This is a genomic window from Rhodococcus sp. NPDC060176 (assembly GCF_042728675.1).
Classification (GTDB): domain Bacteria; phylum Actinomycetota; class Actinomycetes; order Mycobacteriales; family Mycobacteriaceae; genus Rhodococcus_F.
Window position 1 is genome coordinate 906,154 of the sequence record NZ_JBHWYS010000001.1, and the last position, 16,224, is coordinate 922,377.

The window sequence follows — 16,224 nt, forward strand, 5'->3', positions numbered from 1 at the left end:
TGTGTGTCACGACAGCAGCGGCAGCCGCTGAACAGAGCTCGCGTGCTCGAGGGTGCGATCCGCGTTGCCGACGCGGGTGGCGTCGAGGCCATCACGATGCGACGGGTGGCCCAGGAATTGGGCATCGAGGCGATGTCGCTCTATCACCACGTGCCGAACAAGGACGCGATTCTGGACGGCGTCGTCGACGCAGTGTTCGAGGCGATCGACCTACCCGACAGCGAGTGTGCGGATTGGCGAGATGCAATTCGTGGACGCGCGTCTTCCGCTCGCAGAGTCCTGTCGCAGCACCGTTGGGCTCTCGGTCTGCTGGATTCGCGGCGCAACCCTGGCCCGGCGACGCTGCGTCACCTCGACGCTGTGCTCGGAGTTCTCCGGAAGGCCGGGTTCACGGTGCCGATGGCCGCTCACGGGGTCTCGCTGATCGACAGTTACATCGGCGGATATGTTCTCCAGGAGGCGAATCTACCGATCAGCGGGCCCGGCGGCGTCGAAGAAGTTGCGAGTGACATCCTCGAGCGCCTTCCGGCTGAAGAGTTGCCCTTCCTTCACGAGATGATCGTCGATCACGGTCTGAGTCCGGCTTACGATCACACGAGTGAGTTCGCCTACGGTCTCGATCTCATCCTCGATGCGCTGGAGGCGCGTCGGGCATCGGCGACACCGGCCCTCGAATAGCGACGATTCGTGTCCAGTTGCTCACTCTTACTGGGGTGACGCAAGGTGTGTGCACGCGGATGAGCTGCAGTGTCCCTATTGACAGGTGGCTGTATATACAGGACTATACATTCATCAAAAGTGACCCAAGGCACATTGCGTAGATGATGTGATGCACGCCCGCGGTGGCCGAGTCCTTCGATCGATGGAGTTCTGATGACTGAACGTCTTCCTGCGGAAGACCAGACGGAAGACAACAGTGTCCTGCTCGACGGGAGGGGGCTCTCGGTTCACCGAGTGAACGAAGTTGCTCGAGAGCCGGCGTTGATTCGACCTGCCGATGCGGCGCTCGACCTGACTCGGCGGTCATGGGAGACCGCGGTTCGGGTTTCCTCCCGTCAGGCGGTGTACGGGCGCACTACCGGGGTAGGCGGGAATCGCGAAACATCCGTCTCCGACGGTGTGCAGCAGGATCTGAGGCTTCTGAGAAGTCACGCAACGGGATCGGGCCCCAGGCTCCCTGACCGGTTGGTGCGCGCCGCGATCGTCATCCGCACCAACCAGATCCTCAACGGCGGCTCCGGTATGCATCCCGACATCATCGACGGTCTGGTTGCTGCTGTTGCTTCACAGAACCTGCCGACAGTGCACGCACGCGGCGCGATCGGAACGGGTGACCTGAGTGCGTTCTCCGAAATTGCCTTGGGGCTGATCGGCGAGAGCCCGCTTCGTGACGGACGCACAGGGGTCAGTTGGACTCCACACCACGGTGATGCACTTCCCTTCATCTCCACCAACGCGATGACGGTGGCGATCGCCGGCGACACCAGCATCGAAGTTGCGGGGTGGCTTCAGCACTGCTTGGTTGTCAGCGTCCTTTCCGTGCTCGCGTCGCGAAGTTCTGTCGAACCGTTTGCTGCACAGGTGCAATCGGCAAGAATGCACTTCGGTCAAGCGGAAGTCGCAGAGAGGGTTCGCGATCTGCTGGCACCACACGACATCGCACCAGTGAGGGTTCAGGACTCGTTCGGGTTTCGCGCCCTACCTCAAATCTTGGGTGCCACCTGGCAAGCGGTGCATCGACTGCAGAACACGCTGAGTATCGAGATGAATTCGTCTTCGGAGAATCCGCTGGTGTCGGTCGAAGACGACATGGTGTTCCACAATGGGAATTTCCATGCGATGCCGATCGCGCTTGCAGTCGACGAGGCGAAGTTGGCGATCGCCAGTGCTGCCCTGCTCTCGCAATGTCGGCTCGCCAACCTCTCCGATCCTGCAGTCACCGGCCTTCGTGCGTTCCTCGCGGACGGTCCGGACGGCAGCAGCGGCACCATGCTTCTCGAATACACGACTTCTGCTGCCATCGCCGAGATCCGCTCGTCGGCAGCTCCGGGGTCGTTGGGCCACACGGTAATTTCGCGCGGTACCGAGGACCATGCAAGTTTCGCATCCCAAGCTGCAACTCAATTGGCGGACATCCTCGGCCAATCTCGATTGGTGCTGGCGTGCGAACTGATCTCCGCCGTTCGCGCACTTTCGCAACAGCAACGTGAGTTGGATCCGGCGACCGAGCTCGGCGCGTACCTTGCGCGTGCGCGCATGGTGCTGGATGCGAGGACCGAAGATCGTTCGCTCAGTGCCGATCTGAGTGCCGGTGTGAACTTTCTTTCTCAGCCGATCGGCCCGTAAGCAGGTGGACTGAATCACAAGTAGGTGTGTGCTCGAACAGAACTCGACCAATTCTCCTGGGTGCGTCCGGACTCAGGTCGACACGAAAGTAGTTCGTAGATGATCAAATTCGACAAAGTCACCAAGGCGTATCCAGACGGAACGATTGCCGTCGATGCTCTCGATCTGGAGTGCCCGACGGGAAAGATCACCGCGTTGGTGGGTCCTTCCGGCTGCGGCAAGACAACCTCACTTCGCATGATCAACAGGTTGATCGAACCTACGTCAGGCGCGATTTCGCTCGACGGTGAGTCCACGGCGGGAATGGATCCGGCACTTCTGCGTCGACGCATCGGGTACGTGATCCAGCACGCCGGTCTCTTTCCCCATCGCACCATCGTCGACAACATTGCGACGATGCCCCGCTTGCTCGGGGCGAGCAAGAAGGAATCACGAACTCGCGCTATGGAACTGCTCGAAACGGTTGGTCTGACAACTAACTTTGCCGACCGCTATCCGTGGCAGCTCTCCGGTGGACAACAACAGCGAGTCGGTGTCGCGCGAGCGTTGGCCGCGGATCCGTCATTCATGCTGATGGACGAACCGTTCAGCGCCGTGGATCCGGTCGTCCGTGGCCAACTGCAAGACGAGTTTCTCCGCCTGCAAAAGGAAATCGGAAAAACGATCATCATCGTCACCCACGACATCGACGAAGCACTGAAACTCGGGGATCAAGTGGTGGTTCTGCGTACCGGAGGCATTCTTGCGCAGGCGGCGACGCCCCTCGAGTTGCTCACTCAACCCGCCGACGAATTTGTTGCCGATTTTGTCGGGCGTGACCGTGGGTACCGATCGTTGGGATTCACGACTTTGGACGGCGAGCTGCCGACAGTTTCAGAACCCGTCGCACATCTGGGCGATTCCGCTGCGGCGGCCCGCGCACTCACAGGCGATACGTGGCTCTTGGTAGTGGACCCCGCGAACAAGCCGCTCGGGTGGGTGAAGCCGGACGCACTTATGGATCGTATTCGCCCGGACGACTTGAATCTCAGTGGAACACTTGCTGATTCCAAAGGCACGATGCGAGCTCTGTTGGATGCGGCGCTGTCAGCGCCGAGTAAGCGTGGCGTTGTCGTCGATGATGCCGGACACCTGGTGGGAACCGTCACCGCCCACGCTGCGGTGGAAGCCATCGAGGCCGCCGACCTGGCCGACGCAGGGAGAGCACTCCGATGAACTTCGAATGGCTCGGACGCCAGTCCGATCGGATCATGGACCTGGTGGGTTGGCACATTCTTCTGTCGTTGATTCCCTTGGTGATCGGCTTGGTGGTCGCGTTGCCGATCGGCTGGGTCGCCTATCGCAGTCGCCGATTGCATCCCTACGTGGTGGGCACGGCCGGATTGCTCTACACGATCCCCTCGCTCGCGCTGTTCGTCCTCCTGCCTCCGATTCTCGGTACCAAGATTCTCGATCCGATGAACATCATCGTGGCGCTCACTGTGTACACCGTTGCCCTGCTCGTACGGGTAGTGGCCGATGCGCTCGATTCGGTTCCGCCGGAAACGGTTCTGGCGGCAACGGCGATGGGCTACCGGCCATACCAGACGCTGTTGAAAGTGCAGTTGCCGGTTGGAGTTCCGGTGATCTGCGCGGGTTTGCGCGTAGCAGTCGTCTCGAACGTAAGTCTTGTCTCACTCGGCGCACTTCTGGGGATCCCGCAGATTGGTTCGTTGTTCACTCAGGGATTTCAGTTGCGCTTCTACACTCCCATCATCGCGGGTATCGCTCTGTGCCTGGTGCTGGCGTTGATCCTTGATCTCCTCATCATGTTGGCGAATCGGTTGCTGACACCGTGGACCCCGAAAGTGACTACATCATGATCAACTACCTTCTCGACGGATCCCACTGGACCGGGCCGGACGGCATCCCCACCCTTCTCGTGCAACATCTGATGTATACATTCGCTGCGCTGGCGGTGGCTGCGGTCATCGCGATCCCGCTCGGTCTCTACATCGGACACACCGGACGGGGATCCGTTGTGGTTGCTGGACTGGCGAACTCGCTGCGAGCGCTGCCGACCATCGGTCTGCTGATCCTGCTGGTTCTCATCATCGCGCCCTCTTTTCCGAACAAACTCGCGTACCTGATTCCCAGTCTCATCGTCCTGGTACTTCTCGCGATCCCTCCCATCCTCACCAATACGTATGCCGGCGTCCGAGCGGTCGATCAGGCTGCGGTCGACGCCGCGCGGGGAATGGGATTTCGGTCGATGCGGATCTTGACCGAGGTCGAAATTCCGTGCGCCCTGCCACTCATGTTGTCCGGCATCAGAAGTGCTGTTCTTCAGATCGTCTCCACGGCGACTGTCGCCGCGTACATTTCGTTGGGTGGACTCGGCCGGTTGCTGATCGACGGAAAGGCCCAGAGCGACTACGGCCAGATGGCGGCTGGAGCCGTGCTGGTATCGCTGATCGCCCTGGTCTTCGATCTCGGAATCGGCGCACTGACCGCGCGGGTCGTTTCGCCCGGTATCACCAGGCGCGATCGGAAGAAGAAGACAGAGAAGACCGCCGCCCCATTACCGCGCACTGCTGTGCCTGCGCCCGCACCGATCTGAGGACATTCGAGATGAAAAAGGTATTGATCGCCGCGTTGGTCGGTGTGACAGCTGTTGCGTTGTCCAGTTGCGGAATCGGCAAGGACCCCTTGGCTACCGATGGTGGTGGTAGTGCCGAGGGCGCCATAGTGATCGGATCCGCCGACTTTCCCGAGAGTCAACTGATTGCGACCATTTACGCCGAAGCGCTTCGTGCCAACGGTATCGACGTTACCGAGAAGTTGAACATCGGTAGTCGAGAACTCTACGTACCGGCATTGCGCGACGGTTCCATCGATCTGATTCCCGAGTATTCCGGCGCCTTGTTGCAATATCTGGACAGTAAGACAACGGCGACGGCGTCAGATGAAGTGTCCGCTGAAATCGATGCGAAACTGCCCAAGGGCCTGGTGGCTCTCGAGCCATCACCCGCAGAGGACAAGGACGTACTTGCCGTCAAACAGGAGACAGCGGAAAAATATTCGCTGGAGACCATCGAGGATTTGGTGCAGTATGCCGACGAGTTGACGCTCGGCGGACCCCCGGAATGGAAGACGCGTGAGAACGGCGTTGCGGGGCTGAAGACCAAATACGGCCTGACTTTCCGGGAGTTCCTGGCCCTCGATGCAGGTGGGCCCCTGACGCTCAACGCGCTTCTGAGCGGGCAGATACAGGTAGCCGATGTCTTCAGCACCGATCCTGCGATGCGCTCGGAGAACTTGGTCGCGCTCGAGGACACGAAGCACCTCTTTCTCGCCGAGAACATCACGCCGATCATCAACGAATTGAAGGCTCGCGATGACGTCCGCTCAGTGCTCGCGGGCGTTTCGGCGGCGCTGACTACCGAGGACCTCATCGAGATGAACCAGCGCGTCGCTGATCTCGACGACATGAGTGACATCGCTCAGGACTGGTTGCAGAAGAACTCCCTGGTGCCATGATCGAAGGCCCGGTGCTGTTCTTGTCGGTCGAACCGACGATATCGATAGGACGCGGGCCGGGGTAACGTCGCGAAGTCAGGCGTGCCTCGGCCTCACGGGGACCCGTTCAGACCAAGGATTTCCACATGCCGAGAAGCCGACCGCGCACACCCGTTGGACGAGTTCGGAACGACGCAGCCACTGCAACCAGGGTTGTAGTAGCCGGCGTGTGTCTGGTGTTTTCGCTCATTTCGGTCCGCTCACGCTCGGTATGAAACAAGCAGAAGCTTTGTCGTCCTTGGGAAGTCAAGCCGGAACGGTTGCTCAATTCTCGAGTTGCACCGTGGTCCCCTTCACAATTGCCGACGGCGTCCACATCCGAGGGGTGCGGAACGATCACGTACCCCCAGACAGGCGTCATCGCCTCCATCGACAATCTGGAAGGCGGTATCACTTGTGAGGGGGCAATGGATGTCGCCCAAAGGTACCTGAATGTCACGTCGCTCAGCCATGGCGAAAACACCTGGTCAGCGGAGTTCGACGGTTGGCTGTGCAGTGTCTTGACTGCAACCGCCAGCGAGGTCGAAGGGCTCAGTTTGAAGTGCTCGGACAGAACTCGTGGAACCAGTTTTCAGGCGGTCCCGTAGATCTGCTGGGGCCCGCCGAGTTCAGCGCTGAACCGGCAAGTTCAGCGCTGAACCGGCACGTGCTTCGTGACTATCCGGTGGATCAGGCGAGCAGCCGTTCGGGCAGTGCGATTGTCGACGTCGAGGCTCGGGTTCAGTTCGGCGACATCGAGAACCGCGAGCTTGCCACTGGACGTGACTCGGTCACAGACGTATTGGATGGTTTCGAGGCTGACTCCGTAGGCCGCAGGTGCGCTGACGCCCGGCGCCACAGCTGCAGGCAGGACGTCGAGGTCGATGGTCAGGTAGACCAGATCGACGTCGTCGAGGAAGTCTGCGAGGAACTGATCCACGACGGCTCGGCCGATCGCTCCGCATTCTTCGTCGAGCAGATAGCGAACGCCAAGGCGGTGAGCCGTGTCGAACAGGGCAGTGGTGTTGCTCGGCTGGCTGATTCCGATCACGCTGTACTGATGCGAGGTGCCTGCCGCGGCTTCGTCCTCGGCGATCTGACGAAAGGGTGTGCCGGAGCTGGGTATCGGGTCGCCCCGCAGGTCGAAGTGCGCGTCCAGATTGAGAATTCCGAGTTTGGCTCCGGCGATCCGCAACTCGGAGCCCGCGACGCCGAGATACGTGCCGTAGGCGATTTCGTGTCCTCCCCCGAGAACGACGGGGAAGTGTCCCGAATCAAGCGCAGCGCTGACGGCGTTCCCGAGTGCGGCTTGACCGGCCTCGAGTTCTTCACCCGACACGGCAACGGTTCCGGCGTCCTGAATCTGCAGCGGTTCGGCCAGCGCCATGGAGGCCAACCCCGCTCGCAAAGCGTCCGGGCCGTCAGCAGCACCGCGCCGTCCCTTGTTGCGCCGGACGCCTTCGTCGCTGGAGAAACCGATCAGGACGCAGTCGCCGGGCGTCTGGTCTACCGAATACGGTTGCACGGCATGGTGCCAACGCAAATGCTCGGCGGTGGTGCCGTCGGAGCGCCCTGTCCACGGCGTGGGTTCGATGTCGACTGCGATCTGATGTGCCACGACGGCCTCCCGGTGAGTGTATTTCAGTAGCTGGTGGCGAGTGCGCCGTTTCTCCAGACCTCGCGCACCAGTGGCACGCCCGGGCGGTAGGCGAGGTGGAGGTACGACGGTGCATCGAGCGCGATGGCGTCGGCACGTGTTCCGAGAGAAAGGGTTCCGACGTCGGAGCGCTGCAACGCCCGGGCGCCGCCTGCAGTGGCGGCCCAGACTGCTTCAGCGGGCGTCATGTGCATGTCTCGCACCGCAATTGCGATGCAGAACGGGAGGCTGGTGGTGTAGCAGGTGCCGGGGTTGCAGTCGGCGCCGAGAGCTACGGTGACTCCGGCGTCCAGCAGTGCGCGGGCGTCGGGGTACTTGTTGCGGGTGGAGAAGTCGGCACCTGGCAACAGTGTTGCGACGGTGGAGCTCTGAGCCAGGGCGTCGATGTCCTCGGCGGTGACGTACGTGACGTGATCGACGGATGCGGCACCCATTTCGACGGCGAGCTGGACTCCTGGTCCTTCGCCGAGTTGGTTTCCGTGGACGCGGGGGACCAGTCCGGCGGCGACGCCTGCGCTCAGAACTGCGTGTGCCTGTTCGCGATTGAACGCACCGCGCTCGCAGAAGACGTCGATCCATTTCGCGTGTGGCGCACAGGCAGGGATCATCTCGTCGCACGCCATGGCAACGTAATCATCGGCGCGGCCGGCATATTCGGGTGGTGGAACGTGGGCCGCCAGCAGTGTGACCTCGTCGGTGAACTGCCCGGCGATCATCGCGCTGCGTAGTTCGCTCTCGGTGTTCTGCCCGTACCCGGTCTTGCATTCGACGGTTGTGCTGCCCGAGCGCAGGGATTCGTCGAGTAGGCGTCGAACATTGGCCTGTAATTGTTCGTCGGTGGCCGAGCGTGTCGCTTCGATGGTGTTGCGGATGCCACCGGCAGCGTACTTTTCGCCCGCCATCCGAGCTGCGAATTCCTCGGCCCTCTCGCCACCGAACACCAAGTGCGAGTGGCTCTCCACGAAGCCGGGCAGGAGTGCCCGGCCGCCGATATCCTGACCGATATCGGCAGCCGGGGCGTCGGCGGAATCGCCGACCCAAGCAACAACGCCGTCGTCGAAGACGATTGCCGCGTCGTGTCGTACACCGAGCTTGCCCTCACCCAGAGTCGGGTCATTGGTGACGAGGGTTCCGATGTTGGTCAGAACTGTGGTTCGAGAACCATTCGTGGTCAATGTAATTCCTAACTCAGGGTGAGGTGGTGGAGCTGGTTCAGTTCTCGGTCATCGGGATACGGACGCCGCGGGTGGCTGCGGTGTCGATGGCGTGGTCGTATCCTGCATCGGCATGCCGGATGACGCCCATACCGGGGTCGTTGGTGAGAACTGCTTCGAGCTTCTTGGCTGCGAGTTCGGTGCCGTCGGCGATGCACACCTGTCCTGCATGGATGGAGCGTCCCATACCGACGCCGCCACCCTGGTGAAGTGAAACCCATGAAGCGCCGGATGCGGTGTTGACCAGGGCGTTGAGCAGCGGCCAGTCGGCGATCGCGTCGGACCCGTCGATCATCGATTCGGTTTCGCGGTACGGCGAGGCGACCGATCCGGAGTCGAGGTGATCACGGCCGATGGCGATCGGTGCGGACAGCTCGCCCGAGGCGACCATCTCGTTGAACTTGAGACCGGCGAGGTGACGCTCACCGTATCCGAGCCAGCAGATGCGAGCCGGAAGGCCCTCGAAGGCAACCTTTTCGCCTGCCATGGTGATCCAGCGGCGCAGGTGCTCGTTCTCGGGGAAGAGTTCGAGGATGGCCTTGTCGGTGGCCTCGATGTCCTTGGGATCACCGGAGAGTGCTGCCCAGCGGAAGGGGCCGAGGCCTTCTTCGAAGAGCGGGCGGATGTAGGCGGGAACGAATCCGGGGAAGTCGAAAGCGCGGTCGTAGCCGGCCTTGCGAGCCTCGTCGCGGATGGAGTTGCCGTAGTCGAACACCTCGGCGCCCGCATCCATGAATCCGACCATGGCCTTGACGTGTGCGGCCATCGCGTTGCGGGAATCTTCGGTGAACTTCTGCGGATCCTTCTCCGACATGGTCTTCATGTCGGAGAAGTCGATGCCGATCGGCAGGTAGGCGAGGGGATCGTGCGCCGAGGTCTGGTCGGTCACGATGTCGATGGGGGCCTTCATCTCCAGCAGCGCCGGGAAGATCTCTGCCGCATTGCCTTCGAGGCCGATGGAGAGTGGCTTCTTCGCATCGCGTGCCGCGGTCGCCAATTCGAGCGCGTGCTCGATGCTGTCGGCCTTGGTGTCGAGATACTTGTGGGCGATACGACGGTCGATGCGGGTGATGTCGCAGTCGACGCAGATCGCGACGCCGTCGTTCATCGTGACGGCGAGAGGCTGAGCGCCGCCCATGCCGCCGAGACCCGCAGTGAGGGTGATCGTTCCGGCGAGCGATCCGTTGTAGCGCTTCTTCGCGATGGCGCCGAAGGTCTCGTACGTACCCTGCAGGATTCCCTGGGTGCCGATGTAAATCCAAGAGCCTGCGGTCATCTGGCCGTACATGGTCAGGCCGAGGTCTTCGAGACGGCGGAACTCTTCCCAGTTCGCCCAGTCGCCGACCAGGTTGGAGTTGGCGATCAGCACTCGCGGTGCCCACTCGTTGGTGCGGAAAACACCGACCGGCTTGCCGGACTGCACCAGCATGGTCTCGTCGTTCTTCAGCGTCTTCAGCGTGGCGACCATGGCGTCGAAGGCAGCCCAACTACGTGCTGCGCGACCGGTTCCGCCGTAGACGACGAGGCTGTCCGGGTGCTCGGCAACATCGGGGTCGAGGTTGTTCATGAGCATGCGCAGGGCGCCCTCTTGCTGCCAACCGAGCGTCGTGAGCTCGGGGCCGCGGGGAGCACGGACGGGGCGCGGCTCGTGGCCGGGGGTGCTGATTTCCATTGTGTTCTCCTAGCTTGCTGAAGTTCGAGCTGTTCGAAAAGTGGTGGGGGATCAGACGCGAGAGTCGGTCATCGCGGTGTGATCGGGGTAGATCATCGACGCAGGCGGATTGCTCGTGCGCTTGGCGAGTGGGTAGTAGATCAGGCCGGTGAATACGATTCCGACGATCCAGGAGATGTCGGCGCCGCCGAGCATGTCCGTGACGGGGCCGGTGTACAGCTTCTGTGCGAGGAACGGGATCTGGGCGAGAACGCCGGCGGCGTAGCAGGCCAGCGCGGTGAAGTTCCATGCGCCGTATCGACCGTTGACGTCGTACAGCGCCGGAATGTCGATGCGCTCCTTGGAGATCAGGTAGTAGTCGATCAGGTTGATCGCACTCCACGGCGTGAACACCATGAGCAGCACCAGGACGAAGTTCTTGAAGTTGTCCAGGAAGTCGGCGCTGGCGGCGATCGCGATCAGTACCGAGATCGCGGTGAAACCGAGGATGTAGAGGGTGCGCGCGGTGCTCGAGATTCGTGACTGTCCGTTGAAGGCTGTGACGGTGGTCAGAATCGACATGAATCCGCCGTAGGCGTTGAGCACGTTCACCGTCAGCTTGCCGACCAGGATGACGAAGTAGATCAGGAAGGCGATGGCGGCCGGCCCTGCCAGGTCTCCCATGAAGCCGACCTGGTTACCCAGGAACGCATCGCCGGCGCAGGCCGCGACGAGGACGCCGAAGGTCATGGACCACTGCGATCCGATGACGCTGCCGAGGAACGTCGACCAGAAGGTAGTGCTCTCGGAGGTGCTGCGCGGCAGGTAACGCGAGTAATCGGCGACGTACGGGCCGAAGGTGAGCTGCCAACCGGCACCCAACGAGATCGCGAGCAGGAAGGTGACGATGTCGAAGCCCTTGATGCCGACGTACGAGGCGACGTCGTACTCGAGGAACAGTCGAACGGCCAGGTAGGAGAATCCGACGATGCCGACGACGGTCGCGACCTTGCCGACGATGTGGATGAGCTTGTAGCCGGTGACCGCGACGAATGCGGTGAGGAGACCGAAGACGACGATGCCGACGGTGGGGCTGTCGATGTGCAGGATCTTGTTGACGGCTTGTCCGGCCAACACGGTGCCCGTGGCAGCGAAGCCGAGGTACATCAAAATGACGAGAACGAGCGGGACGACGGCTCCCTTGACACCGAACTGTGCGCGACTCGAGATCATCTGGGGGAGGCCCATGCGTGGACCCTGTGCCGAGTGCAGCGCCATGACAGCGCCACCGAAGATATTGCCGATCAGAAGTCCGACGATCGCCCAGATGGCGTCGGCGCCGAATACGACGGCGAGGGCACCGTCGACTATTGCAGTGATCTGCATGTTGGCGCCGAACCAGAGAGTGAACTGGCTGCGCGGGGTGCCGTGTCGTTCTGCATCCGGGACGACGTCGATAGTGCGTCGTTCCGGAGTGAGGATGACCTCGGCCGGTCCATCGTGGGTCATAGGCCTGTCTTTCTGCTGCGAGCCCGTCGAGCGACGGAATCGACGTCGGGGTATTGCCCACCTTCTTCGTGCTTTGTGCCTGTTGCTCGGCGCTCTGTGCGCTGGGTCACTGTCACTGCGGATAAATGTATATGCCTGTATATACAGGCGTCAATACCCGCGGCCCGTTTTCACGTAAATGCTGTGTAACACCACTCGGGAATCAGAAACCCTTACCCGGGTTGAGGATTCCGAGCGGATCGAACGCGGCCTTGATCGATCGGTGCAGTTGCATGCTGTCCTCGCCGATCTCGAGAGAGAGCCACCGGCGCTTCAGAACGCCGACGCCGTGCTCGCCCGTCAGGGTTCCGCCGAGTTCGAGAGCGCGCCGGAAGACCTCGTCCGCGGCGGTCCACACGGCGTCGGGGACCGAGCCGTCGGCAGTGCGGTCGAAGACGAAGGTCGGATGGACGTTGCCGTCACCGGCGTGCGCGACCGTCATGATCTTCACCGAGTGCTCGGCCGCCGCCCGGTCGATACTTTCGAGCATGTCGGGCAGTTTCGACCGCGGAACCCCGACGTCTTCCACGAGGCATTGCCCGAGTCGTTCGGACGCGGGGTAGGCGAGCCGGCGGATCTCGAGTAGCTGCGCGGCTTCCGCTGCGTCCTGGGAGACGGCGACAAAATCTGCGCCGGCCTGCTCGAAGTGGTTCTCCATCGCTGCCGCTGCTGCGTCGGCGTCGACCCCGTCGGCCTGTGCGATCAGCATCGCGGCAGTGTTGTCTTCCAATCCGATTCGTTTCCAGTCGTCGACTGCGCGCAGAGTCGCGCGATCGATCAGCTCCAGCAGACTCGGCCCGATCCCGTCACGAACGACAGCGGCAACGGCGTCCGCTGCGGAGCGGAGAGAATCGAAACTGCCGACGACGGTGACCGGTGCTCTCTTGGGCTTGGGCTGCAACTTGAGGGTGGCGCTCGTGACGACTCCGAGAGTTCCTTCCGAGCCGACGAGAAGACTGGTCAAGTCGTATCCCGCAACACCTTTGACAGTCCTTCGGCCCGTCCGTACGATCCGACCGTCGGCTAACACCACCTCGAGACCCAAGACAGAATCGCGGGTGACGCCGTACTTCACACATCGAAGTCCGCCGGCGTTGGTGGCGATGTTTCCACCGATCGTGGAGATCTCGAAACTGCTCGGATCGGGGGCGTACATCAGCCCGTACTCGTCTACCGCTCGACTGATGTCGGCGTTGATCACCCCGGCTTCCACGACCGCGAGCTGATCGTCCGGATTGATCTCGAGAATCGAGCGCATGCGAGTGGTCGAGATGACCAGACAGCCCTCGACGGCTGTCGAACCGCCCGCCAAACCGGTTCCCGCGCCGCGGGTTACCACCGGGACCCGTTGAGCAGTAGCCCATTTCAGAGCCTCGGAGATGTCGGCCGCAGTTTCGGCGAGCATGACGGCCGCCGGCTGGCCGGGTTCGGCGAGATGGGCCTCGTCGCGACGGTACGAGTCCATTACCGACGGGTCGGTGATCAGGCGACTCGAACCGATCGACCGAGCGAGTTCGTGGACGGACATTCTTTTCTCCAGTCGGTCAAAGGGTGTGTGCGAGTGTGTCCACAGCGGCGATCACGGCGTCTTCTGCTGCCCGCTCGCCGACGGTGACCCGCACTCCCTCGCCGGGGAACATCCGGACCGAGACACCTTGCGCGACGCAGGCCGCTTCGAGTGCAGACGCTCTCTCGCCGAGGGGGATCCACACGAAGTTGGCGCCGCTCGGGACGGTCTCGACGCCGCGCAGAGTCAATTGCTCACGTAGGTGAGCGCGACCCGCAGTCACCGTTTCGACTATCGAATCGGTGTGCGCCGGATCGGTCAAGGCCGCGCAGGCCGCGGCCTCGGCAACTGCGCTGAGTCCGAAGGGCGGTGCAGCGCTGCGAAGATCGGCTGCGATCGCCGATTTGGTGACGGCATAGCCGGCACGGAGTCCGGCCAATCCGTAAGCCTTGGAGAAGGTTCGGAAGACGACGATGTTGGGAAAGGTTCGAAGCAGGTCGACGCCGTCGACGTCGCTGGTCGCGAACTCCCGGTAGGCCTCGTCCAGGAGGATGAGGACATCGCTCGGGATTGCGCGGGCGAACGCAACGAACTCGGCGGTCGAGAACTCGCTACCGGTCGGATTATTGGGGTTGCAGACGAGTACCGCGCGGGTCTGCGAGGTCACGGCTGCCGCCATTGCACTCAGATCGTGCCGATGTTCGGAATCGAGTGCGACGGGTACACCGCTCGCCCCGGCGATTCCGATCAGTATCGGGTACGCCTCGTAGCTGCGCCACGGGTAGACGACCTCGGTGCCCGGACCCGTGTACGCAGTCAATACCTGCTGGAGCAGTGCCAACGACCCGGCGCCGACCAATACCTGGTCGTCGCCGACGCCCAGGCGATCGCTCAACCGGGCGATCAGCGTGTCGCCGAACAACGACGGGTACAAGTGTGATTGTGACGCCGCGAGATTCACGGCGTCGAGAATTGCGGCCGAGGGTGCAACCGTAGACTCGTTGCTCGACGCCCGCCACCGAACCTGCTCGAGGCCGGCTGCTTTGGAGTATCGCGGAAGTGCTTCGATTTCGGGTCGAGGACGAGGCCTCAGCGCTCTGGGCGCGGTCATGCCAGGGCACCGATCGCGTTCTCCGCGGCGGCGACTAGTGCGCCGGACGCGGCCAAGTCCACTGCCGCCTCGATCTCGGGCGACAGGAAGCGATCGGTACCCGGACCCTGCACCTTCTCGCGCAGGGTTCGGAGTACTGCTCCGGTGGCGGGGGAGGGCTCGAGTGGGGAGCGCAAGTCGATTCCTCTTGCTGCAGTGAGTATCTCGATCGCAAGTACTCGGGTGAGACCGTCGATGGACCGGCGGAGCTTGCGTGCACCCGACCATCCCATGGAGACGTGATCTTCCTGCATGGCCGAGGAGGGAATCGAATCGACACTGGCGGGGCTCGCGAGTCGCTTGAGTTCGGACACGATGGCAGCTTGCGTGTACTGCGCGATCATCAGTCCGCTGTCGACTCCAGGATCGTCGGCGAGGAAGGGGGTCAGGCCGTGATTGCGTGCTACGTCGAGGAATCGGTCGGTGCGGCGTTCGCTGATACCGGCGACGTCCGCGGTCACGATGGCGAGGAAGTCCAAGACGTAAGCCACGGGAGCTCCGTGGAAGTTGCCGTTCGAACGAACCCTTCCGTCGAGGGTGACGACGGGATTGTCGACAGCACTGGCCAATTCGCGTCCGGCGACGAGGCGGGCGTGATCGACGGTGTCGCGTGCGCCGCCGGCGACCTGCGGGGCACAGCGAAGTGAATACGCATCCTGAACTCGGGTGCAGTCAGGGCCCGCGTGGCTGGCGACGATCGGGGAGTCGGCAAGCAAGCGCACCATGTTCGAGGCCGCCGCACCCTGCCCGGGGTGGGGACGAAGAGCCTGAAGATCGGCGGCGAATACCTGATCGGTGCCGAGCAGACCCTCGACGCTCATCGCGGCCGCGATGTCGGCCAACTTGAGCAGATGATCGAGATCGGTGATCGCGAGGGCCAGTTGGCCGAGCATCCCGTCGGTGCCGTTGATCAGTGCGAGGCCTTCCTTCTCGGCCAGAACCACCGGTTCGAGGCCATGGGCAGCCAATGCCGTTGCCGCATCGGTGAGTTCACCGTCCGCGGTGCGGACGGAACCTTCTCCGATGATCGCCATCGCCACGTGCGCCAGTGGCGCCAGATCTCCCGAGCATCCGAGGCTGCCGTATTCGTGGACCACCGGGGTGATGCCTGCAGTGAGTAGGTCGGCGTAGGCCTGCGCGACCACGGGGCGCACTCCGGTCCGTCCGGTGGCGAGCGTCGACAGACGCAGGAGCATCAAGGCCCGAATCACTTCGCGTTCGACTTCCGGGCCCGAACCTGCCGCGTGTGAGCGGATCAGGCTGCGCTGCAACTGCGTCCGCAGATGCGCTGGGATGTGGCGGGTGGCAAGTGCGCCGAATCCCGTGGAAACTCCGTAGACCGGCGTGGGGTCTGCAGCCAGGGCCTCGATGCGTGCGCGACTTTCGGCGATCGCGGCCAGTGAGTCCGCGGTCAATGCGACGCCGTGACCGTTGCGCGCGACATCGACGACGTCGGCGATGGTGACAGCGCCGATTCCGACCTCGATGGTTCGGGTGGCTGTCCGGGTGGCAGGGGTGGCGTTCATGGGACTCCAATGATGATGCGATGGCTGTCTAATAAAGTCTTGTATACGAGACTCTAGTCTTGAATATGAGACGAAAACAAGACCCGAG

General features: G+C 62.5%; 13 protein-coding genes. 6 read left to right on the forward strand and 7 right to left on the reverse strand.

Annotated features, from left to right (window positions below):
* Positions 1–3 precede the first annotated feature (3 nt).
* The 6 genes from ACFWEM_RS04345 to ACFWEM_RS04370 all read left to right on the forward strand — a co-directional run bounded on the left by ACFWEM_RS04345 (position 4) and on the right by ACFWEM_RS04370 (position 5,865).
* Positions 4–678, forward strand: a complete 675-nt coding sequence (locus ACFWEM_RS04345) for a TetR/AcrR family transcriptional regulator (protein ID WP_378531455.1) — start codon at positions 4–6, stop codon at positions 676–678.
* 195 nt (positions 679–873) lie between these two features.
* Positions 874–2,346, forward strand: a complete 1,473-nt coding sequence (locus tag ACFWEM_RS04350) for an aromatic amino acid ammonia-lyase (protein ID WP_378531458.1) — start codon at positions 874–876, stop codon at positions 2,344–2,346.
* Between the two features lie 99 nt (positions 2,347–2,445).
* Entirely contained in the window at positions 2,446–3,561 is a 1,116-nt protein-coding gene (locus tag ACFWEM_RS04355; protein WP_378531460.1) for an ABC transporter ATP-binding protein, read from the forward strand.
* Complete coding sequence (locus ACFWEM_RS04360) at positions 3,558–4,208, forward strand: ABC transporter permease (RefSeq protein ID WP_378446824.1); 651 nt, start codon at positions 3,558–3,560, stop codon at positions 4,206–4,208. Before ACFWEM_RS04355 ends, ACFWEM_RS04360 begins: the two co-directional genes overlap by 4 nt.
* Positions 4,205–4,945, forward strand: coding sequence for an ABC transporter permease (locus ACFWEM_RS04365; protein ID WP_378531462.1), 741 nt, complete (start codon positions 4,205–4,207; stop codon positions 4,943–4,945). The genes ACFWEM_RS04360 and ACFWEM_RS04365 overlap by 4 nt, the downstream gene beginning before the upstream one ends.
* 11 nt (positions 4,946–4,956) lie before the next feature.
* The gene (locus ACFWEM_RS04370) at positions 4,957–5,865 is read left to right on the forward strand and encodes an ABC transporter substrate-binding protein (protein ID WP_378531464.1); all 909 of its coding nucleotides are present in this window, start codon (positions 4,957–4,959) and stop codon (positions 5,863–5,865) included.
* Positions 5,866–6,532: 667 nt separating this feature from the next.
* On the opposite strand, the gene hutG is transcribed toward ACFWEM_RS04370, so the two are convergent.
* The 7 genes from hutG to hutH form a co-directional block, all read right to left on the reverse strand.
* Complete coding sequence (gene hutG / locus ACFWEM_RS04375; RefSeq protein WP_378531466.1) at positions 6,533–7,501, reverse strand: formimidoylglutamase; 969 nt, start codon at positions 7,499–7,501, stop codon at positions 6,533–6,535.
* Positions 7,502–7,524: 23 nt separating this feature from the next.
* Positions 7,525–8,715 (reverse strand): imidazolonepropionase, encoded by a 1,191-nt coding sequence (gene hutI, locus ACFWEM_RS04380; RefSeq protein ID WP_378531468.1) that lies wholly within the window; start codon positions 8,713–8,715, stop codon positions 7,525–7,527.
* Between the two features lie 37 nt (positions 8,716–8,752).
* On the reverse strand, positions 8,753–10,426 hold the full coding sequence (hutU, locus tag ACFWEM_RS04385; RefSeq protein WP_317552059.1) for a urocanate hydratase: 1,674 nt from the start codon (positions 10,424–10,426) through the stop codon (positions 8,753–8,755).
* A 51-nt stretch (positions 10,427–10,477) separates the two neighbouring features.
* Entirely contained in the window at positions 10,478–11,914 is a 1,437-nt protein-coding gene (locus tag ACFWEM_RS04390) for a purine-cytosine permease family protein (protein ID WP_378446819.1), read from the reverse strand.
* Positions 11,915–12,116: 202 nt separating this feature from the next.
* The gene (locus tag ACFWEM_RS04395) at positions 12,117–13,481 is read right to left on the reverse strand and encodes an FAD-binding oxidoreductase (RefSeq protein ID WP_378531470.1); all 1,365 of its coding nucleotides are present in this window, start codon (positions 13,479–13,481) and stop codon (positions 12,117–12,119) included.
* Between the two features lie 16 nt (positions 13,482–13,497).
* Entirely contained in the window at positions 13,498–14,571 is a 1,074-nt protein-coding gene (locus ACFWEM_RS04400) for a histidinol-phosphate transaminase (protein WP_378531472.1), read from the reverse strand.
* Complete coding sequence (gene hutH, locus ACFWEM_RS04405) at positions 14,568–16,136, reverse strand: histidine ammonia-lyase (RefSeq protein ID WP_378531474.1); 1,569 nt, start codon at positions 16,134–16,136, stop codon at positions 14,568–14,570. The genes ACFWEM_RS04400 and hutH overlap by 4 nt, the downstream gene beginning before the upstream one ends.
* Between the last annotated feature and the right edge of the window lie 88 nt (positions 16,137–16,224).